General features: G+C 46.9%; 17 protein-coding genes. 14 read left to right on the forward strand and 3 right to left on the reverse strand.

All coding sequences use genetic code 11. The features are described 5' to 3' along the window. Positions 1-41: 41 nt before the first annotated feature. Positions 42-1,670, reverse strand: coding sequence for a methyl-accepting chemotaxis protein (locus H1230_RS14015; protein ID WP_239716264.1), 1,629 nt, complete (start codon positions 1,668-1,670; stop codon positions 42-44). 299 nt (positions 1,671-1,969) lie between these two features. Between H1230_RS14015 and H1230_RS14020 the strand changes: the two genes are divergently transcribed. The 6 genes from H1230_RS14020 to H1230_RS14045 all read left to right on the forward strand — a co-directional run bounded on the left by H1230_RS14020 (position 1,970) and on the right by H1230_RS14045 (position 8,982). After that, positions 1,970-3,280 (forward strand): DEAD/DEAH box helicase, encoded by a 1,311-nt coding sequence (locus H1230_RS14020; protein WP_239716266.1) that lies wholly within the window; start codon positions 1,970-1,972, stop codon positions 3,278-3,280. Positions 3,281-3,449: 169 nt separating this feature from the next. After that, positions 3,450-4,694, forward strand: coding sequence for a hypothetical protein (locus H1230_RS14025; RefSeq protein WP_239716268.1), 1,245 nt, complete (start codon positions 3,450-3,452; stop codon positions 4,692-4,694). A 196-nt stretch (positions 4,695-4,890) separates the two neighbouring features. Next, positions 4,891-5,763: a dihydrodipicolinate synthase family protein gene (locus H1230_RS14030; RefSeq protein ID WP_239716270.1), complete on the forward strand. Its 873-nt coding sequence runs from the start codon at positions 4,891-4,893 to the stop codon at positions 5,761-5,763. A 56-nt stretch (positions 5,764-5,819) separates the two neighbouring features. After that, positions 5,820-6,482 (forward strand): cyclase family protein, encoded by a 663-nt coding sequence (locus H1230_RS14035; RefSeq protein WP_239716272.1) that lies wholly within the window; start codon positions 5,820-5,822, stop codon positions 6,480-6,482. A 24-nt stretch (positions 6,483-6,506) separates the two neighbouring features. Continuing rightward, positions 6,507-7,553: a hypothetical protein gene (locus H1230_RS14040; RefSeq protein ID WP_239716274.1), complete on the forward strand. Its 1,047-nt coding sequence runs from the start codon at positions 6,507-6,509 to the stop codon at positions 7,551-7,553. A 22-nt stretch (positions 7,554-7,575) separates the two neighbouring features. Beyond that, positions 7,576-8,982, forward strand: coding sequence for a N,N-dimethylformamidase beta subunit family domain-containing protein (locus H1230_RS14045; protein ID WP_239716276.1), 1,407 nt, complete (start codon positions 7,576-7,578; stop codon positions 8,980-8,982). Here H1230_RS14045 and H1230_RS14050 read toward each other — a convergent pair. Further along, positions 8,979-9,740 carry an IclR family transcriptional regulator gene (locus H1230_RS14050; RefSeq protein WP_239716278.1) on the reverse strand — a complete coding sequence of 254 codons (762 nt, stop codon included), beginning with the start codon at positions 9,738-9,740 and terminating at the stop codon, positions 8,979-8,981. The genes H1230_RS14045 and H1230_RS14050 overlap by 4 nt on opposite strands. A gap of 190 nt (positions 9,741-9,930) precedes the next feature. Between H1230_RS14050 and H1230_RS14055 the strand changes: the two genes are divergently transcribed. The 3 genes from H1230_RS14055 to H1230_RS14065 all read left to right on the forward strand — a co-directional run bounded on the left by H1230_RS14055 (position 9,931) and on the right by H1230_RS14065 (position 14,511). Further along, positions 9,931-11,811 carry a beta-N-acetylhexosaminidase gene (locus H1230_RS14055; RefSeq protein WP_239716280.1) on the forward strand — a complete coding sequence of 627 codons (1,881 nt, stop codon included), beginning with the start codon at positions 9,931-9,933 and terminating at the stop codon, positions 11,809-11,811. 31 nt (positions 11,812-11,842) lie between these two features. Next, entirely contained in the window at positions 11,843-13,159 is a 1,317-nt protein-coding gene (locus tag H1230_RS14060; RefSeq protein ID WP_239716282.1) for a M20 family metallopeptidase, read from the forward strand. A gap of 158 nt (positions 13,160-13,317) precedes the next feature. Continuing rightward, a complete protein-coding gene (locus tag H1230_RS14065) occupies positions 13,318-14,511 on the forward strand; it encodes an ROK family protein (protein ID WP_239716284.1) in 1,194 nt (397 codons plus the stop codon). On the opposite strand, the gene H1230_RS14070 is transcribed toward H1230_RS14065, so the two are convergent. After that, positions 14,463-15,653 carry an N-acetylglucosamine-6-phosphate deacetylase gene (locus H1230_RS14070; protein ID WP_239716286.1) on the reverse strand — a complete coding sequence of 397 codons (1,191 nt, stop codon included), beginning with the start codon at positions 15,651-15,653 and terminating at the stop codon, positions 14,463-14,465. The two genes, H1230_RS14065 and H1230_RS14070, sit on opposite strands and share 49 nt — an antisense overlap. A 147-nt stretch (positions 15,654-15,800) precedes the next feature. Between H1230_RS14070 and H1230_RS14075 the strand changes: the two genes are divergently transcribed. The 5 genes from H1230_RS14075 (at position 15,801) to H1230_RS14095 (ending at position 22,453) form a co-directional block, all read left to right on the forward strand. Then, entirely contained in the window at positions 15,801-17,132 is a 1,332-nt protein-coding gene (locus H1230_RS14075; RefSeq protein WP_239716288.1) for a hypothetical protein, read from the forward strand. Positions 17,133-17,481: 349 nt separating this feature from the next. Next, positions 17,482-18,432 carry an ABC transporter permease gene (locus H1230_RS14080; protein ID WP_239717318.1) on the forward strand — a complete coding sequence of 317 codons (951 nt, stop codon included), beginning with the start codon at positions 17,482-17,484 and terminating at the stop codon, positions 18,430-18,432. An 18-nt stretch (positions 18,433-18,450) separates the two neighbouring features. After that, positions 18,451-19,323, forward strand: coding sequence for a carbohydrate ABC transporter permease (locus tag H1230_RS14085; protein WP_239716290.1), 873 nt, complete (start codon positions 18,451-18,453; stop codon positions 19,321-19,323). Between the two features lie 87 nt (positions 19,324-19,410). After that, on the forward strand, positions 19,411-21,021 hold the full coding sequence (locus tag H1230_RS14090; protein ID WP_239716292.1) for an extracellular solute-binding protein: 1,611 nt from the start codon (positions 19,411-19,413) through the stop codon (positions 21,019-21,021). A 151-nt stretch (positions 21,022-21,172) separates the two neighbouring features. Then, positions 21,173-22,453: a DegT/DnrJ/EryC1/StrS family aminotransferase gene (locus H1230_RS14095; protein ID WP_239716294.1), complete on the forward strand. Its 1,281-nt coding sequence runs from the start codon at positions 21,173-21,175 to the stop codon at positions 22,451-22,453. Positions 22,454-22,456 lie beyond the last annotated feature (3 nt).

Raw genomic sequence — 22,456 nt, forward strand, 5'->3', positions numbered from 1 at the left:
TCTCTCAGCAACGCTTTTTTTTGTTCTAGACCGGGCTGAGCTTATAACGTAAAGCTGCCGACCAGTTGATCCAAGTTCTCTGATAATTGGGTCAGATTTTGCGAGGAGGCTAGTAGCTCTTCCATAGCAGCCAACGATCTCACAGTTGCTTTTGCGACATGCTCTGCTTTTTCACTAGAGGTCTCCACATTGGTAACCAGTGATTGAGTGGTAGCGGCAATCTCTTCGGAGCTCGCAGAGATTTCTTCGACAATAGCGGATACACTCATAATCTGATTGTTCACGATATCTACATCTACCGCGATCTGATCAAAGGATTCTCCAGCGTTACGAACAGCAAGTAAGCCTTCTTCGGTTTTTTCAAAGCTTTGACTGATTTGTAGGGCAACCGTCTCGGTTTCATTTTGAATCGAAGAGATCATTTGAGATACAGTTTCAGATGCTACACGTGATTTCTCTGCCAGCTTTTTGACTTCATTTGCTACGACGGCAAAACCTCTGCCTTCCTCACCTGCTCTAGCTGCTTCAATGGCTGCATTCAAGGCTAACAAATTGGTTTGTGATGAAATCTGGGCAATCAAATCAATGATTTGATCAATTTCCTTTGTTTTTTCTCCCAAGAGCATAATTTTCGTCACGGATTCCTTAGACTGACTAACCACGTTCTCAATGATAAGTTGTGTTTCAGTAATAATCTGTTTTCCTCGTTCTGCTTGTTGCATCGAGTTCAATGAGGCATTGGAGACTTCCTCTGTGCTCGTTGCAATATATCCAATACCCGTTGCTACTTCATCTATAGCAATAGAACTTTCACTGATGGAAGTAGATTGGTCTTTCGCATTTTGAGAAATTTCTTCAATGGATACCGAAATGGCTCGCTCTGTTTTACCTGTCATTGTAGAAATTAATAGAATTTGATTGGCATTATCTGCTAATTGACCTGAGGAAACTGATATTTGTGTCAGAACATTTTTTAAATTATTGACCATATGATAAAAGGATCGCGATAAAATACCGATTTCATCCTGGCGATTGTTGTTAAGAACTTCTAAATCCATTGATAGATCACCAACAGCGATTTGTTCTGAAAAGCGTACAAGCGCAATCAAGGATCTCGTTAAAAAGTGGCGGACCAAATACCAAATGCTAAGCATGACTAGGATTAGAAGAATTATAGTTGTTACTATAATTTTAAGGATAGATTGGTTTGATGATTCTAACTCATCTGAAATGGAAAACTTGATTCCTGCAACGAATTTGACTTGATCCTTATTATGTAAAGGAGTTGTGACGTCTACGGTATCCTTATTAATAATTGAAACGGTTCTGTTCTCTTTAGCAGCTGTGATATCTTCGGGATCAGCCTTTTTACCGACCATAGCAGGATCTATGGATGCAATCGCTGTAGGATCATTATCCAGTTTGTAGATATTAAATTCGATGACCTCTGGATTCGCAGCTTTTAGCTTGTCTAGGGATGTTTGCAGGCTCTGAGCGTTGTCATTCCCGGTAAGTGTTGAATCAAAGGTTTGGACAATGACTATGGCCTTCTCTTCACCAGCAGCTAAGGCTGCCTTTTTACTTTCTGAATAAAAAATAGAACAGGATATAATCGAAACAAGCAACACGGAAAATCCAACCAAAACAATAATTTTATTAGCCAATTTCATGGTAGTCCACCTCGTAGTTAAAGTATGAGGTGCAAGTATAACACAGCAAAACTGACTAACAGCACGTTCGCTATATTGACACAAACGATGGAAGTTGAGTGTAACAGATGGTTAATTTTAGTTGGAAAGTTGAAATGAATTGTATATCCATGAAAAAATAAGATGTATTACTCTACCTTTTTATAATATAGTGTGCTATAATTATATGTTGCGACGCGCTTTGTGGAGACGCTGATAGCCAAAGATAGATAAGTTACTTGATTTACAAAAATATATGTACATGAAATTAGGGAGAAAAAATGACATTTAACGAATTGAATATTATGCCTGCCATTCTAAAAGCATTAAGCAAAGAAAACTATACAGAGCCAACACCTATACAGGAACAGGCGATTCCAGCAGTGTTAGCCGGCAGAGATTTACTGGGCTGTGCACAGACAGGAACCGGGAAGACCGCCGCTTTTGCTGTACCTATTATCCAATTGCTAACTGAACAGAAGACTGCTCCTAACTCAGGACGCAAGATTCGTTCATTAATATTAACACCGACTAGAGAACTGGCACTGCAGATTTCGGACAACATCAAAGCCTATAGCCAATACACTGATATTCGTTGTACAGCAATCGTAGGTGGTGTTTCGCAAAAAGCTCAGGAACGGGCGCTAGCTCAAGGTGCGGATATTCTTATTGCAACACCAGGTCGACTCATCGATTTAATGAACCAGAAGCGGGTTGATTTGCAGTTTGTGAAGATATTGGTGCTGGATGAGGCTGACAGAATGTTAGACATGGGCTTTATCCATGATGTGAAGAAGATTATTGCCAAAATGCCTGTCAAAAAACAAACCCTGTTCTTCTCGGCGACAATGCCTCCTGAAATAGATAAAATGGTCAAATCCCTACTGGTTAATCCAGTGAAGGTAGAAATTACTCCAGTGTCTTCTACTGTAGATAGAATTGAACAATCTATTTATTTATTAGAAATGGGAAATAAGCAAAACCAATTAAATCGGCTGCTGGAAGATAAAGCCATTGTTTCGGCACTGGTGTTTACTCGTACTAAGCGTGGAGCGGACCGTGTTACTCGTGATCTGGCGAAAATTAACGTTTCTGCTCAGGCCATTCATGGCAACAAATCACAAAATGATCGGCAGAATGCGCTTAAGAATTTCAAGAGTGGGGCAACACGTGTGTTGGTTGCGACGGATATCGCAGCAAGAGGGATTGATATTGATGAGCTTTCGCATGTAATCAACTTTAACCTCCCCAACATCCCAGAAACTTATGTTCACCGCATTGGCCGTACAGGCAGAGCCGGACTGAGCGGAACTGCGATCTCTTTTTGCGAAGTTGATGAGCTTCCGTTTCTGAAGGATATTGAGAAATTGATCGGAAAGACGATCCCGGAAGTAAAAGATCATGCTTATCCGATGCCCAAATCGGCGCGTACGTTCAAGACTTCGTCGAAGCCAGCAGCAGCCAAGCCAGCCAAACCGAAAGCAAACCCGCCGCTTAAGCCTAAATCCGAGTGGTTTAAAAAGGGAAGTAATACAAGTGGCAGACCCAGCAGCAAACCTAGCAGTAAAACAAGCAGTAAGACCAGCAGATAAAGGTCGTATATTGTCTTGAATAAGCCCGAAGAACCGTCAGTGAAACTCTGCTGATGGTTCTTTTTTGTGTGCGCAAATGGACCTGTTTGCTGGAGTGGTGTCGTATATATTGGGGCACTGGTGGACAAATTGGGTAATAGAACATAAAGACGGAAATGGGCGAAGTCATATGAAGATTGCAAAAAAGAAAATAAATGTAGGTGTTGGGTTCGTAACAGGGCGCAAAAATTTCAAAAATGTGGTGAAGGCTTATTTTGATGACTGGACGGAATCCAGACGGGTTGACAATAAAAAAAATGCTCTCCACCTGTTCGTTGCCTATGATTTGAAGTATAAAGGTACAAAAGTGAGCGATTATAAAGTCACGGATGAAGAAATATTGGATATGGTCGATTCAGCTTATTATTTGGGGAATTCCTCCATCGCCACTGAAGCGCAATATTTAGTGGAAAAAAAAGTGATTACCTTAAAAGAAGCTAAGTTGATCTTTGGCGAAGGGTATGCCATGAAACGAAATGCTGTATTATATTTTGCCATTAAGAATAAAATGGACTATCTTATTTTTCTGGATGATGATGAATACCCTATTGCGAATATTAAGATCAAGGATAGCCTGCTTTGGAAGGGTCAAGAGGTTATCTCTACGCACATCAATAATATTAAGCATGCAGATATGACCCATGGACATCATTGTGGATACATCTCACCAATCCCTTATTTGGACTTCAACGACAAGCTATCTGAAGATGAATTCCGCCTATTCATAGAGTCGATCAGCAATGATATTATTAACTGGGCTTCAGTAAAAAGCATTATGGATGATGGTGGAGTTACCTATGCGGATCTTGATACGATGAATAGTGAAATTACGGAAGTCGTAGAAGAGGTCAATGGTATGAAGTTTATATCGGGAGCTAATCTGGGTTTTAACCTGAAGACGATTGATAAAATATTCCCTTTCTACAACCCGCCAGGAGCCAGAGGTGAAGATACGTTCTTAAGCACCTGTATTGCTGAAGCGAATATTCGTAAGGTCCCATGTTATACCTTCCATGATGGCTTCTCGAATTATGAGCATTTGCTGCTGGGTGTGCTGCCCAATCAATTGAAGGCGATGAAAGCTGATTCCAACATGAATACGAAAAGATTCTTAAAAGCTACGATCGGTTGGATTCGATACAAACCACTGTTACTGTATATTACGCAAAGAGATAATTATGAAGCGGAAATTATGAAAATGAGAGAGAACCTTACGCTTGTTCTTCCGAAAATCTGTGCTTACTTTGGAAATAATGAATTTAAAAATATATTAAATGAGCTCGATTTCTATCATGCACATGTGGAAGAGCATTATCAGGATTTCGAAAATACGAAGGCGGCTTGGGCCAAGGTAGTGAAGCATTTAAATAATTAGGTGCAGCAAATAAGGGTTATTCTCTTAACAGTCGAACAGGCTGGTTAAGGGGATAGCCTTTTTTATCGTTGACTGAAAGGGATTTAGAGTGATATATTGTTAATAATTCAATAAGGTAAATGTATTTTCAGTATACGGAAAATATATGATGATGCCTAATGATAACTAGGGCAACTAAACTCAGGAGGTTTGAATTATGAAAGGAAATATCCCTGTCATTCCAACACCGTTCGTAGATGGGAAAATTGAATATGCTGATTTTGACAAATTAATCGATTATACAGCAGCTTATTTAGAGGGTTATGTGATTGGAGGCAGCACCGGTGAAGCACCGGCACTGACGGCTGAAGAAAGAATCGGCATCGCAAAGTACTTCGCGAAGCGTGTCCCCGACAAACATGTAGTAATCGGTCTGGGACATACGAATTTATTAGAAGCAATCCGGATCGGTCAAGAAGCAGCCGATGCGGGTGTGCGCACTGCGCTAGTCCCGAGTCCATACTATTTTCCTAACTCGCTGGAGATGGTCAAAAGTTATATAGGTGAACTGGCATTAAAGACCGGTCTGGAACTCGTATTCTACGATAATCCGGTGACAACCAAAACTTTCTATACCGCTGAACAGCTTATAGAATTGGCTAAGGCCGTCCCAGCAATTAAGGCGATCAAAATGACAGATCATAATATGGATAAGATTCGCTCCTTGAAACAGAACCCATCTCTGGCCGTATTTGGAGGCGATGATATTATCTGCTTCCGTGCTTTCGAGGCGGGTATAGACGGCAATATGATTATTGCGCCAATCATCTATCCAGAGGCCTTCAAAGCCTGTTGGGATCTATTCACAAACGGACAACGTGGAGAGAGCTTCGAGATTTTCTCGCAGACGATATTGCCGTTTATTCATATGTTCGGGCCTGGTGACGAGATTCCTACGACCAAAGCGCTGCTTAGCCATCTTGGGATCTTCAAGAGCGCTGAGACACGCCTTCCCCTGCTGCCGTCGAATGAGCGTCGGGTAAGAGAGACATTGCTTGGATACCGCAGCGGCTTAGGGGAATTGATCTAATCAGGGTATGCAGAAGTACTTAGAAGAGGTTGCCTTTTGAAGGAGGAAGAAGCGAGATGCGTAAGTGGCTTGATCTGACTGGCAAGCTGGAGAACGGAATGTGGAATTACGGAGAGCCCTTTCCGGATATTGCTATCGAGCAGGTGGCAAGCGTGAAGACTCATGGATATGTTGGCCATGCCTTTCGACTCCATTCCCTTGCAGGTACCTATCTGGAAACAGCGAACCATCTGTTTGCGGATAGGGAGAAGCTGAGTGATGTTGGTCTGGAACGTATGGTGCTGCGAGCATGGGTGGCACAGCTACCCGATAAGGCATCCCTCGAGCCGATTCGTGCGGATGAACTAGAGGCGGCGGTGGGAGCTTTGTTGGAACCCGGGGATGCCCTATTGATTGCTACGGGTTGGGACGCACACTGGAATCTGCCAGACTATATTGAATCCTGCCCATTCTTCGAGGCTGGGGCAATGGACTGGATTGTCGAAAATGATGTCAGTCTCCTGGGGGTGGATATACCCTCCATCGAAGATCCACGTAAGACTAGCGGCGAAATGCCACTCCTTACGCATTATTATGCCAAGGATCGGCTGCTGGCCGCTCCGCTCGTGCGCTTGCGGGAGGCGGGAAGCGGACCATGGACGCTTGCGATACTGCCGCTGAATATCCCGGATGTGTGCGCTGCACCCTGCCGGGCCATTCTTTATGAAACATCCAAATAACGGTTGCCGAGGAGGTTAGTATCCATGAATCCATTGCGTAAAGGTGTCGCGTATCATGGAAATCGCATATTGAAGCATGTGCATGCAGATATGATTGATATCGTAGAGCATCACTTCAATCTGGTGGTGCATATGTTCTCTCATAATGACTGGGATCGACATCGGAACGTGATGAAAGAGATTGTCGCGATCACCGAGAGCTATGGACTTGAGGTATGGGTGGATAATTGGGGGATTGGGGGGCCGCCAGGTGATAAGTCGCACTTTCTGGCTTATTATCCGGACTGTCATCAAATCTATTCTGACGGAACACGGGACCCAGTGCATGTATGTCTGAATCGTGCGGAATTTCGTCAGTTCACTAAAGAGTGGATCGATACGGTAAGGGAGATTGGCGGGAACAAGATATTCTGGGACGAACCTCGTCTGATTATGAAAAAAGGTACTAGTGAGCCGGTCTGGACCTGCTACTGCAACGTATGCCGCAAGTTGTTCGAGGAACGTTATGGCAAGCCGATGCCGACAGTGCTTACCCCAGAGACGGAAGCTTTTCGGGTCTGGACATTGGTGAACTATTTCAGCGAAGTGACGACGTACAGCAGTCTGAAGGGCATGGAAAATATCGTCTGTGTAATGCTGGGGCAGTCGTATGGCCTACACTTGGGGACACTGGGTGAAATCGCCAGCCTGGAGCATCTGCAGAATATCGGTTCTGACCCTTACTGGGGTTGGGATGGAGTCAACGATCCGTATTCATTCGTATATGATGCGACCATTAAGAACCTGGAAATTTGCCGCCAACACGACAAGGATCATAATATTTGGATACAAGGGTATGGGACGAAGCCAGGAACGGAAGAAGAAATCGTTCTGGCAACAGATGCTGCCTATGATGCGGGTGCCAGAACAATTCTGGTCTGGGGCTACCGAGGATCAGAGTCTAATGATTACCGCGCGGTGCATCCCGAGATGACTTGGAAGACCATTGGAGACGCCATGTACCGAATTACCGAGAAGGAACGGGATGCCATGCGCGTACAAAAGCGGGAGGCTATGAATATCCGCACTTAGAGAGACTTGGGAGGTAGCGAACATGACCAATGCAACGATTGTGGAAAATGGACATGAGGGAACGCTGGATTGGCAATTGACGAACTATTTGTTCGAGTATCCAGAAACCTCGCAGGGCGATGGACTGCTGCGGGGTCTTCGTTCGCCTAGTATTGAAGGTTTCGCTTCTGCTACTAGCGTCTATCCGGGGGAACAGCTGGATTTTAAGGTGAGCTTGAATCCGGCAGGCCCTTTTATGATCGATATCTACCGTTTAGGTTATTACGGAGGGACAGGAGGTCGGCATTTTCTCCAGGTTGGACCTCTGGACGGAGAGATACAACCCGTTCCGCTGGAGACGATTGAACGATTGCGAAGCTGCAATTGGGATACTGCAATGCAGCTTACCATCCCGGAAGACTGGCCAAGCGGGGTCTATCTGGCCAAGCTGTCGAGACAGTCTTCGCAGCCTGCCCAAAGCTATATCATCTTTGTCGTGAAACGGCGTGGCCCCGCTGATATTATGGTCCAGGTTAGCGATTTGACATGGCAAGCCTACAATAAGTGGCCTGGAGTCAACTCATTGTATGATGACGGGTCACCCTATCCTTGGTATCAAGGGCCGAATGTGCGGGTTAGCTTTGATCGTCCTTATACGAAATATTGCCAGATTGTAGATTCACCGTTATCGTGTGGTTCGGGAGAATTTCTGCTGTGGGAGTTCCCTCTTGCTTATTGGCTGGAGAGTGAGGGATATGATGTCGCTTACTGCTCCAATCTGGATCTTCATAGCGGTCTGATTGTGGCAGAGCAATGTCGGGTGTTCATATCAGTGGGGCATGATGAATACTGGACACGCCAGATGTACGATAATGCGCTTACCGCAAGAGATGCGGGGGTCAGCTTACTCTTCCTGTCGGGGAACACCTTGTATCATGAAATTATTCCCTATGATGGTGAAGATGGGGGGCGTTCCTTTCAATCTTTTGCCAGATCCAAGCGATTTACTGATGAACAGGCATTGATGGGCTCCTCCACATTTGGCCCTGGATATGGAGATTGGACAATCACCAAGCCGGACCATTGGCTGTTCGCAGGTACAGGGATGAAGAAAGGGGATTGTATTCCAGGATTGGTGGGTTGGGAGTATCACGGAGCGCCATTTAAAGAGATTGACGGGTTAGAAATCGTGGCCGAGAGTGAACTGATTCGAACGCCGCAGCCAGACGATATGGATCTTCCGAAGCCGGAGCATGGACGACATGCCGCCGTCCTATATCCCGGGCCTCATGACAACTGGGTGTTTAATGCGGGGACGATCTGGTGGTCAGAGGGGCTCAGCGCTCCACCTGGACTTGTTCCTGCAATAGGGACCTTTGGTCGGCCACAGGGAGTGGACCCTCGGGTGCAGATCATCACCCGCAATCTGTTATCACATTGTTTAGGCTAAATATAGCCCATCTTTTTCGAAACGTTCAATGCTTTATCACGGAGCCGACTTCCATAATCTGCAAAAGAATTGTCAGGCAACTCGTTGCGAAGTGCAGTCACGCCAAGCGCGCCAACGGCTTTGCCTTTGTGATCGAAGATCGGTGCAGCGATGCAGCGGATACCTTTTTCTCCTTCTTCATCCTCTATCGCATAACCGTTTTCTCTGACACTTTCCAGAAATACTTTTAAAGTCGCGAGCGATGTCATGGTATGTTCGGTAATCTTGGGCATGCCATGCTTCTGGATCGCTTGCTCCAGCTGCTCATCGCTCATATAGGCGGCCAATACCTTGCCAACACTGGAATTATGCAGCATTTGGGTCTGACCAATCTCTGTGGAGAAGCGGACAAAGCCTGGGCCGTTCACCTTGTCTACATAGAGAGCCTTGTCATTCTCAAGAATGGCTAGGTGTACGGTGAACAGCATATTCTCAGCGATCCATTCCATCTCTGGTCGTGCCGCTTGCCGGATATCAAGCTTGGAGAGCCGTTCCATACCGATGTTATACAGCTTCAGTGTGAGTTGATATTTGCCCTCGTCGGTCTTGATGACATAATTGAGATTGACTAGCTCGCTTAGGATGCTGAAGATTGAGGACTTCGGGATTGCGCTTATTTCATAAATATCAGTGATCCCAAGCGCGTCCTTGGAAGCTGCCAGCATTTCGATGATGGCCATTCCTTTCTCCAACGCTGGAACGCTATATTGTTTTTTCATAGTCACACACCTTTTCGATATACTGAAAATAATTGAATAGTTTTATTAAAGCATATTTTGATACACGTGGCAATGATTGCGAATAACGAGTAGTTGACGCTATTTTAGCAGGAATGATATATTATTTGTGTTTATAACTCAGAACAATAATTCTATATATTGAAAATATAAGAGTCTGGGAGTGGTGGACATGCGGTTTCACTTTATCGGCGACCTGGAAGGGTTGACTGAAGGGCTGGCGGAAATCGCGGCGGAGGCTGGCTTCGAGCTATCCCCGGATGGGCATGTTGTGGAGGTTGTACGCCACGAAGACAAGCGGATTGTGGTGCAAGCTGAGGGAGATCTCCTGCGCATTGAATGCAGTCAAAGAATTCATTTTTTTCGGGCAGTGGGTCTGCTAGTGGAAGCTTTGCAGAACGGAAATCTGTTTAGGATTGAGGAACAGCCCCAATTCGATATGAATGGGCCCATGTTTGATGTTTCACAGGGGGGAGCGGTGATCCGACCGGACTCTGTGAAGGTGTTTTTGCGGAAGATGGCGCTGATGGGCTTGGACATGATTATGTTGTATGCAGAGGACAGCTATGAGGTTAAAGAGCAGCCTTATTTCGGCTATATGAGAGGACGCTATTCGCAGGAAGAGATCCGGGAGCTGGATGATTACGCAGATCTGTTCGGTATTGAGATGATCCCCTGTATCCAGACATTAAGCCATCTGGCTGATGTATTGAAGTGGGACACATTCGCCGACATCCGCGACGATCATGAGACCATGCTGGTGGGTCACGAGCGGACTTATGAAATCGTGGAACAGATGTTGATCGCAGCTTCGGCGCCGGTGCGCACCAAGCGTATCCATATCGGGATGGACGAAGCCTGGAAGCTGGGCCTTGGCGAATATTTGGTCAAGAACGGACTGCGTACGAAGTTTGATATTATGAATGATCATCTGGATCGGGTTATGGAGATCGTAGAGAAACTTGGATTGGTGCCGATGATGTGGAGCGATATGTACTTCCGAGCAGGCTCGGCTAAGGGCGAGTATTATGATCGTGATAGCATCATTTCCGATGAAGTCATCGCAGGCATGTCGAAGAATGTCCAGTTTGTCTATTGGGATTATTACAACTATGACGAAGATTTCTATTCAGAGTGGATTCGGCGGCATAAAGAATTTGGTTCAACACCGGTCTTCGCTGGGGGGATTTGGAACTGGAAGGGTTTTGTACTGAATTACGGAATCACTTTCGCCACGACGAACGCCGCCCTGAACGTATGTAAGCGCGAAGGGGTACGGGAGATTATCGCCACATTGTGGGGAGACGACGGTACAGAATGCGATTGGTTCTCTGCACTGCTGGGGCTCCAGCTGTTCGCAGAGCATGGCTATGCGGAGCAATTAGATGAAGAGAAGCTGCGCAGTCGTTTCTACTATTGTACTGGTGGACGGATGGATGATTTCATGGCAATCAAGGATGTGGATGAGCCTCCGGGTATTCAACCGGGCAATCTGGAGACCTATAACCCTTCCCGTTATATGTTGTGGCAAAATGTAATGATGGGCTTATTTGACGAAAATTTGCGTGGTTTAGATATGGCGGGTCACTATAGCAAGCTTCAAGAGCAGATGGCTCTCTACGCGACTCGAAATGGCGAATACGGTTTTGTATTCGAGGTACTTGAACGCTTGTGTGGTGTGTTAGCATTAAAAGCGGAGGTAGGACTGCAAATTACAGCTGCCTATCTGAACGGAAATAGGCAGGAGCTGGCGCTGATTGCAGGGGTGATTTTGCCGCAAATCAAAGCTGGTGTTGAGGGGCTGCGGCTGTTTCATAGGGAGCGTTGGCATTTGGTGAATAAGCCATTCGGATGGGATATTATGGATTTAAGATATGGTGGGTTGTTAATGAGCCTGGATACCGCAATGGACCGGATATCCAGTTATACAGACGGAGTCATTGATCGCCTGGAGGAGCTTGAAGAGAAGCGGCTTTTGTTCCAGGGACAACAGGGGTTGGTAGACTGTTATTGGTACAAGAATATGCCGACACCAAGTCGGATTGCACCTTAACTTAATCTAGGGACCAAGGTGAAAGTGAGGGATGAATATGGAAGATTGCAAAAGGGATATTCCTTCATTGATTCGGGAATGGACACGGCTGAACCGTGGAATGATGGAGAGCATCCTGTCTGAGCTCATTCGTCATGATACCGTCAATCGGGTCGTCTCGGGAACGGAGCTGGAATGCCAGCAGACACTTCGGGGGATTATGGAGGAGCTAGGCCTAGAGGCTGAGCTGTACAATCCAGAAGAAGTTTCAGGATTTCATGAACACCCGGCGTATTATCCAGGCAAAGATTATAGCAATCGTCCGAATCTAAGTGCGGTGTGGAAGGGCTTGGGAGGAGGGAAATCACTGCTCTTCTCTAGTCATATCGATACTGCGGCGGTTGCTCCCGGCTGGACCGCGGATCCCTTCATACCGAGAGTAGAGAATAACAGGCTATATGGTCTGGGATCCTTCGACATGAAGGGTGGATTGACAGCATCGCTGATGGCTGTCCGTTGTTTGATGGAATTGGGTATTCGACTGCAAGGCGATGTGCGCATCGAATCCGTTGTTGATGAGGAATTTGGCGGGGCCAATGGTACGGTAGCAGGCCGTGCCCGAGGGGTAACCGCGGATGCGGTGATCATTCCTGAGCCGACGAATCTTGCACTCTATCCTGCCGCGCGCGGGGGGGCGCTATGGCGCGTCACTTTCCGGGGAACGACTGGCTTATCATTTAGTGGGGAGATCATTCGAAATCCGGCGAATGATGCCGCCCGTTTCATTATGTTTCTGGAAGCTTTTGAACTTGAGCGAGGTGGACTCGGAGGTCCGGCACCATGGTACGAGGAACAGAAGGAGTTATTGCCAGTTATCGTCACTCGGCTGGAGGCGGGCGACTTGAATTCCCCGCTATGTGACGTTGGTCCTGTTGAATGCCATGTCGATATCTGGGTGGAATGTTATCCTGGAGTGAGTGAGGAACAATTACGGGACGAGATTCTACAGGGCTATGAACGCTATTGTGGCATAGCTTACGGGAATGGACTTCAACAACCGGAGTTCCGGCGAATGATCCGCTTTCTTCCCGGCTGCTCGGTAGACCCGAATTTCCCACTGCTTCCGCTGCTAGCTGAAGAAATCGCTGCCGCAACTGGTCAGCCAGCACTAGTGACTGGAGCACCGTTTGCTTGCGATGCCTTCGTATTTAATGAATATGGAACAGCTCCAGCGCTGATTCTTGGACCCTCGGGGGCCAATGCGCATGCTCCGGACGAGTACGTAGATCTCGATAGCCTGACCTTACTTGTGGAAATCTACGCGAGGACCCTCCTAGGTTGGTGCGGGCAGAGTGAAGATCAGCGCTGATAGTAGTGTGATTATGGTGGCGGAGGATTAGACGGCGTACAATGATGTGAGAGAGGTTATGATCTGGGAACATAGGGTTTCAACCTCTTTCTTACCAAATAAGAAGAATTACCGGAATTCTTGTAGTTCATACAAATGAAAAGTTGAGGAGGCGAGATATGGCGAAGTCCCGTGGCAGGGGGCCAACGTTGGCCAAAGACGTAAATCGTATGCTGATATACAGGCAGCTGAAGCAATTAAGATCGACAACACGAATAGAGCTGTCCAATCTGCTTCAGCTCAATAAAAATACGATTAACAGTATAGTTGACGAACTGATGGCTGCTGGATACGTCAACGAGAAGGGTCTTAGCACTACCATTGGGTTAGGTCGCAAGCCCGTGATGATTGCCTTCCACGCAGCCAATAAATACGCCGTTGGAGCTACACTCAGCTCGGCAGCTATTTATTGGGCGGTGACTGATCTGTATGCGAAGCCAGTGGAGACCTTTACAACCTTGCTGCAAGATTCCTCTCCTGAATCGATGGTGGAGGCACTATGTGAAGGAGTGCAACAATTGCTGGAGCGTTATCCTAGCTCAGCGTGGATTGGCTTCGATATTGGGATACCTGGGCAGTTGAACTCGGAGCGGGGGGTCGTTCTGCAATCCAGCCATCTGCAATGGAATCAGGTGCCGTTTGCGGAGCTTTTAGGTTCACGTCTGAGCGTGCCGTTTCGTCTGGATCATAGCGTCAAACTTGCGGCACTCGGAGAACTTTGGCATGGATTCGGCAGAGAGGCTGATAATTTTGCTTACTGTTCTTTTGGGGATGGGGTTGGCTGTGGAATCGTGATGGGCGGATCGCTGATCCGTGGAGAAGGCAATTTGGCCGGGGAATTGGGTCATATTGTGATAGACCCACAGGGGCCTTTATGCCGTTGCGGCAATCGAGGTTGCCTGGAAGCCATTGCCGGAATCCCAGCAATCATGGAACGACTGTACCCGATAGGCGAAAGAGAGAAGAATTTAGATAGCATGAATTGGCTGTTTGAACAGCTGAAAAAAGGAAACCCTGCCGTCGAACAGGATATAAGACGGACAGGGGGCGTGATAGGCCGTGCCCTCAGTCATATAGTCAACCTGATCAATCCCAGACTGATCATTTGTGATGGTCCACTCATGCTGATTGCTGATTATTTGTTTCCGATTATTGAAGAAGAATTGGCGGCCTGCTCGACCCCGCCGGCCTACCGTCATGTTCAGCTAGTCCGCTCAACACTTTTTCCCTACACGGGGTGTATTGGAGCTGCCGCAAGCGCTATTCAGGATTGGGAGTCGAGTGTCGATCCATTGGAGCTGGTCAGCTGCTGACCGTCCTTATAAACCTCTCGAATGACGAACTGCTCTTGAAGCCAGTCAAAGACAACCAGATCGCCCGGCGCACCCACTTGGAGTCCGCGGGCTTCCGGCAGCTTCATGAACGAGGCTGGCCGTGTCGAAGCCATGTCCCAGGCTTCAGCTAGTTCACAGAGATTACTGCTTACTAAATGCGCCACTCCGAAAGGCAGCATTTGCGCTGATCCGGCCAACAGGTTGGGATTATCTGCCATGTGAAGCCGCCCTTCCGCCGTGAGTACAACATTCCCGCCGATAAAGCTGCTGTACGTTCCTGGTGCCAGACCACTCAAAGAGACGGCATCGCTAACTAACATCAACTGGTGCGGCTTCACCTTGTGAAACACCTTCAACACCTGCTCAGGCAGGTGGAAGCCGTCTGCAATGACACACGGCCACAGATCATCTTGGGCCAGCTGCTCCCAAATGTAGTTGGGGTGGCGCGGCAGTAATAGATGGGCCCCATTTCCAAGATGTGTACACATTCTGGCTCCCGCAGCTACGGCTCTATTGATTTGGTCTGGAGTCGCGGCGGTATGACCAATGGAGACCACGATATTGTTTTGAACACATTCAGCGATAAAGGCAGGCGCGTTCTCCCACTCCGGAGATAGAGTCACTATCTGGATCATTCCTCGTGCTGCTGTTTGCCAGCGCTGGAATTGCTCCCAGTCTGGAGCTTTGACGAATTGTTTATCATGTGCGCCTCTCACCCCATTCTCTGGTGAAATGTATGGGCCTTCCAGGTGAATGCCACGCAGAATTCGGTGGAGCCAAGGGTGCTCAGCGCAGGCTTGGGATATCGCTCCAAGTAATTTCTCCAAGGTGTGGTCGCTGTTCGTAATGATGGTTGGATAAAAGGAAGTGACCCCAAGCGCCGCAATTTTCAGGGCAACATTGCAGATTTCTTCACTGGATAGGGTCAGTGTATTGAAATCAAAGCCGGCATATCCGTTCACTTGTAAATCTACAAGGCCAGGTCCAATCCAGGGTAAGATCTCATCTGTCTCAGGCAGAGCCTCTATCTGTTCAATAAGGCTATTATTCAGTGTAATTCGTTGGGGCTGCCCAGTCTGGATATGGCGGCCGTTCAGTACGAACTTAGCATGCGTATTCATGATTGATATCGTTCCCCCTGATAGTCTTATTGAATTAGTATAATATTTATATTATCTAGTATGAGGGAGGAAATGACAACCTTACATTTAAGCATTTCAGGAGTAATATCTGATTAGGCTGGATATACCTGCGAGGAGGAGAAAATAATGGAGGTAGGTTTTGGGACGGCAGATATAACGCCAGAAAAGGGTGAACCGACTTCACTGTTTATCGAGCATCCGCTGGAAGAAGCCGTGACACCGCTCTTACTGAAGGTGTGCTATCTGCGTGACGAAGAACAGGCAACAGTTATCGTTACGTTGGATACGACTTCGCTATATACGCAAGTGATTGAGGATCTGTGCAGGACAATCGCCGGAGCCACGGGTATTCCGCATTCCTGCATCATCGTTCAATCGACACACACACATTCGTCTCCCTTCCTGCATCCAGCAGCCCAAGAAGTACTCGGGAGAAGAGGTGTACGCTTTCTGAGCTCGACTTATTATGCGCGAGTGCTGCAAGGGGCAGAGGAAGCGGCAAGGGAAGCGCTGCGCACCCTGTCTATTGTTGATGTATTTTATTCCTCAGGTATGGCGAAGCAGGTGGCAAGCAATCGTAGGGTGCGGCTGGCAGATGGCAGCATTGAGGTGCGCTGGAGTCGAGGGGTATCCGACGAGCTGCGTAGTTCACCTGAAGGGATAATAGACCCTGTTGTTTCTTGTATTTGGTTCAAAAATTCTCTAGGGCAGATAATGGGCAGCCTGATTCATTACGCATGCCATGCCACAACTTATAATAACTATTTGAAGGCGCATTGGGACTTTCCTGGCTATGCTGCGAGTGAGGTGGAGCACCAACTCGGTGGGACTTGTATGTTCCTGCAAGGCTGTGCAGGGAATATCAGTCCGGGGAAATATACAGTAGGTGAGCCGCAGGAGGATTGCCTGAGAATGGCTCATGAGATTGCGATAGCGGCGCTTGACAGCTACCCGACAGCCCAGAGGCTGGGGGTCCAGAGCTTGTCGCTGGTAAGCGGAGAAGTGAGTACCACTTTGCGGATTTTGCCCAATATCGATGAATTAAATAGATTGCTGGATCAAGAAGTAGCCAAATATCAGGAGGCACTGTCCGCGGGTAAGTCGTTTGATAATAATGATTTTATGAGCATAGCTGCGCGCCTTGTGCTGTTAGAACGCTATCCGGATAAGAATATGCCTTCCAAAGTATTTGTCCTAGGGGTGGGTGAGCTTCCCCTTGTTTTTCTGCCGGGCGAGATATTCATTGAGACTTCGCTGCAACTGCAGTTTGAATTTCCTGATACAAGACCGATAGTCATGGCTTACACGGATGCATCGTTGGAGTATGTGCCAATTGCTAGTGCCTTTGCGGAACAAGGTGGATATGAGACGAGTGAGGATTGGTGTTTCTCCGTTCCGGGCAATGCGGAAGTTCTAACGGCATATGCAGCAGAGTTGATCCGCAAGGGCATGTCTTAAGAAATGGATTAGAAATGTGCTTAGGGAGCAGTGAGACTGATACAGAAACTGTCACTGTTCCCGATAGCACGTCAAAGCTTGGAGGAAGGGGAATGTCTGACCATTTTAGAGAACGCTTACACGAACCGTACATGTTAAGTTACATAACAGATCAATCAAAAAAACTATCCACAACACGGTTACAGAGATGAAATGTTAGTAAATATTACATACATGTATTGACGAAGAAATAAGATAGTGGTATGGTACTTGTAACTAAAAGAGCTTTTAAATTTGATTGCTGGTTATAGCCATGTTGAACGTGTGAACAGGGGCTAGCCGTACAAACTGGAGAGGTGAGAAAGTGAATATTGTCGATAGCGCTCCTATACTCAAAGCTGCTCAACCGAAACCCCTAGGCTTTTTTAGAAAAAGAATTTGGCGTGACCGGCATTACTATCTGCTGATTTTTCCGGGATTACTATTTTTCCTCATCTTCCGCTACATACCGATGCTGGGATTGATCATTGCGTTTAAAGATTACAATCCTTTTCAAGGCATTATGAAGAGTGAGTGGGTTGGATTCCAGCATTTCCAGACTATTTTCTCTGATCCCGAAGTTGCTCATGTACTCATGAATACCTTGGTGCTGTCGTTCCTGCAAATTCTATTCGCTTTCCCGGCGCCGTTAATTATTGCGCTATTGCTGAACGAGGTGCGGAATCAGGTCTTCAAACGCTCGATCCAGTCCGTTGTTTATGTGCCGCATTTCTTGTCATGGGTTGTGGTCATCAGCATGGTGATTCTTATGCTTAAGAATGAAGGGATGATCAATCATTATCTGCAGCAATGGTTCGGTATCGAACCTATTCCGTTTCTAACCAACACTAGTTATTTCTATCCGTTGGTTATCGGTGAGGTCATCTGGAAGGAAGTGGGCTGGGGAACGATCTTGTTTCTCGCAGCATTGTCCGGTGTGAATCTGGAATTGTATGAGGCGGCTATCGTAGATGGAGCAAACCGCTGGAAGCAGTTATGGCATGTCACGATGCCGGCCATTCGAGGCACAGTGATCATAATGCTGATTCTACGGATTGGCAGTGTGCTGGACAGCGGGTTTGAACAAATCTTCCTGATGCTGAATCCATTTAACATGGAAGTAGGGAGTGTGCTCGACACCTTTGTTTATTTTAAAGGCATCAAGCAGTCCGATTTCAGCTTTGCTACAGCCGTAGGCTTATTCAAGGGATTGGTTGGCTTAGTACTAGTGATGGGTGCTAACCGTACCGCCAAAAAATTCGGAGAAGACGGGCTATATTAACTCTGAGGGGGGACTTGTATGCATTACAGAACCAAATCGGGACGAATCTTCGACCTTGGGATTACGATATTCTTTATTTTATTGAGTGCTGCCATGATGTTTCCCATCTATTACATTATCGTTATTTCCTTCTCCTCTTCGCAGGACTTGACCATGAACAGGTTTCTGCTCTGGCCGAAGCACTGGGATTTCAGCGCTTACCGTTATATTCTGAATTCCGAATCCTTCCGCAGGGCGATGCTGTTTACGATTTACATTACAGGGCTTGGCACAGTATGCAACTTGCTCTTCACTTCAACAATGGCGTATGGCTTGACCAAGCAGATCTATGGTCAGAAGGTGTTGCTATTCATGGTCACTTTCACCCTGCTGTTCGGCGCAGGCATGATTCCATCTTATCTAGTTGTGAAGGCAATGGGTCTGCGAGATTCGATCTGGGCTTTAATTCTGCCGAATGTCATCAATAGCTTTAATTTGATTGTCATGCGGCAGTTTTTCAAAAATATTCCGAATGAGATTCAGGAAGCTGGTGTAGTGGATGGGGCCAATCCTATGCAGATATTCATCCGCATCATCCTTCCTCTCTCGAAACCAGCGCTGGCTGCTTTTGGCCTATTCTATGCGGTGGATTATTGGAACAGCTATTTTAATGCCATCCTCTACATCAATGACCCTCACAAATGGCCAATTCAGGTCATACTCCGCCAAATTGTAATCATCAACGAGCCAACCGCTACGCTAGGGCGATCAGTGATGATGCAAAATCCGCCACAACCAGAGTCTATTCAGATGGCTGCGATTCTGCTAGCGACGCTTCCAGTTCTGCTAGTGTATCCATTTCTGCAAAAGCATTTTGCCAAGGGGGTGATGATTGGCTCCATTAAGGGTTAAGTTGGAACACGGATAATCATGAAGTGGGTGTCAGTCAGGTTAGGCAGTAACCGGAAATTAAATCATATAAAAGAGGTGTAGGAGAGAATGAAAAAACTATTCAGCGTACTGTTAACCGTCGCTATGACCACAACGATTCTAGCTGCATGTTCAAGCAACAATAACAATTCAGCAAATTCAGCGTCATCATCCCCAGCGGCAGAGGGAACTGCGGCTCCTGCCAGCACTTCAGACCCGGCTGCGAAGAAGATTGAGATCACCACTATGGATTACAGTTTCTCCGATCCTGCGCCTCTAGATGGCAAAGCGCTGCAAATGATTAACGAAAAATTCAATGTGGATTATAAGCCACAGCTGGTACCTTATGCTGATTATGCTGCCAAAATGTCGGCAACCGTCGCAGGGGGAGATACTCCGGATATTATGATGATTGAAGATCCGGCACAAGGGTTCAAAACCTGGGCGCAGCAAGGTGCTTTTCTGGATGTGACGCAATATATCGACAAGTATCCAACTTTTAAAAATGTCCCTGCCGATGTCTGGGACGCTATGAAGGTAGATGGCAAGATTGTGGGAATCCCGCGCTATTATCCTTCCACTTATAACTCACATATCATTCTCCGTCAGGATTGGTTGGACAATCTCGGTCTGAAAATGCCAACCACTCTGGACGAATTGAAGCAAGTTGCTATCGCCTTCACCAAGAATGACCCTGACAAGAATGGCAAGGATGATACTTATGGCTTGGTAATGTCAAGTGGTTTCTGGCCGAACTATACTCCATCTGCCTATTGGGATGCCAGCTCGTGGTACCACAAGGACGATCAAGGGAATCTGATTCCAGGCATTGTTGCTCCAGCACGGAAGGAAATGATCGGCTGGCTGCGAGACCTGTACAAAGAAGGCGCTATAACGAAGGACTTTCCAGTTATTACTAACGTTGTTGATTCCGCTAAGGATTTCTGGAGCGGAAAAGCTGGTATTTACACGGGTACAGCGCGAGGTATGGGTGATGATGGTATGAAGATTCTAGCTGCTGCGGTGCCAACTGCCAAATTAGCTCCACTTCCACCGTTTCTGGCTCCAGATGGATCACAAGGTCTAACGGCACTAGGTGGGTATTATGGACTTGCTACGCTGAATGCCAAATTGGTAGATGACCCGGACAAAGTAGATCGCATTATGCAGATGCTGGATTATGGCCGCAAATTCACTCCGCTGGAAGAACGTAACAGCTCTTCTCCCGATTTTGACTGGATGTATGGTGGAGAAGGCACGGGCTATACGTTAGAGAATGGTGTAGTTGCCATTACTCCATCTACAGATGGTTTAATGCCTTGGTGGTATATGCCGGATCGTGCAATGTGGCCTGCCAAGGATAGTGATAACCAATATTCCAAAACGTATACCACCCCTCAAATGCAAGATCTGATCTCACAGATCGAAACGCTGGATGCGAAATACGAGCACTATGTAAATCCATTTAACCGAATTTTCTCCCAGACCTACACCAAAAAAGGTTTTGATATTGAACAAAAAATGTATGCCCAGGAAGCCAAAATCGTGGTTGGTGAAACCCCGCTGGAAGATTGGGATAAGATCAAAGACGCTTACTTGAGCAGCGGTGGCAATGACATTATTAAAGAAGTGAACGAGCAGCTTAAAGGCACAGAAACTACGGTATGGAAGAAGCAATAATTACGAAATAACCTGGTTTGAAATAAAGATGCGTTTAGCCCGTCAGGCTAGCACATGTTCACCTAGATGGGTTGAACGCATCTTATTCCTGATCTCTACTATGTTCAATTAATAATTAGCGCGGCAATCCGTATAAAGGGAGTGTAGACAGATGGAAAAGTTAGTAGTCGACGGAGGTAGACCCGCACGTTCTGAGCCGATGCCACCGGCATATCCCGGAGGAATGATGTTGGGGCAGGAGGAAGCAGAGGCCAGTGGGGCAGTAGTACTGGATCAATCCCCCTTCCGCTATTACGGACCGAATATGCGTTATGCAGTTCAGCAACTGGAAGACATGATCTCCGCGTATGCCGAAATCCCTTACGTATTAGGGGTCACATCCGGGACGGCAGCCCTTGTAGTAGCACTGAAAGCTCTGGGTGTTGGCTACGGAGATAAAGTGATAGTACCAGCCAATACGTTTCTGGCAACACCGGGAGCTGTGGTATGCAGCCAGGCTGTCCCAGTCTTTGCAGATGTGGACGATAGCTTGAATATCAGCCCTGAAAGCATTGATAAGTTATGTGAGGACGATGAAGTTAAAGCTATTATAACGGTTCCGATCTTAGGAAACCTATGTGATATGGACGCGATTCAGTCCATTGCCAAGAAGTGGGGAATTCCTGTAATCGAAGATATCGCTCAATCCTGCGGAGCTACGTATAAGGGGAGTTTCGCTGGAACTATCGGCGATATAGGCACCTTGAGTTTCCAGATGAACAAAGTACTGACTGCAGGCGAAGGTGGAGCCGTCATCACACGCGATGCCAACTTGTTCGAACGGGCGGTTCGCTATCATGATCAGGGCAGTTTTCGGGAGAAATCACGGTATGGTATTGTCTCGGATGATGAGGAGAACGCATTTGTTGGACAAAATTATCGCATGAGCGAGGTAACGGGCGGTGTGCTGGTAGAGCAATGGAAGCGTCTGAACGGAATTCTTGGAGTGATGCGTGCTCGCTACATCGCGATTCAACAGACGCTGGCAGCGGAACTGCCGGGTATTAAGTTTCGTGTGGAACCAGATTCGACGGGTTATACAGGGTCTCATCTGGGAATGATTCTGCCCAATGCTGCAATTGCTAATCAATTCATGGAGTACTTGTATGCAGAGAATATCCAAGTGTATCCTCTGTATGGTGGCAAACCGGTATTTATGCTTCCTCAGTTGCTGCATCAGCGAACAGCCGATGTGAAGGGATCGCCATTTGCCTATCCGTTCCGCAAACCAGTCATCTACACGCCGGATTCATGTCCGAATGCAGTAAGCCTTATGCCGAGGACTATGTACTTACCGATCAGTCCCCTGTTAACCGAACAGGATGCTGTAGAAATCGCGGCCGGGATCATTAAGGTCTACCGCAGTCTGAACATTTCAGAACAAAAAGGATGAAGA

Source organism: Paenibacillus sp. 19GGS1-52 (assembly GCF_022369515.1).
In the GTDB taxonomy this organism is placed as follows: Bacteria; Bacillota; Bacilli; order Paenibacillales; family Paenibacillaceae; genus Paenibacillus_AQ.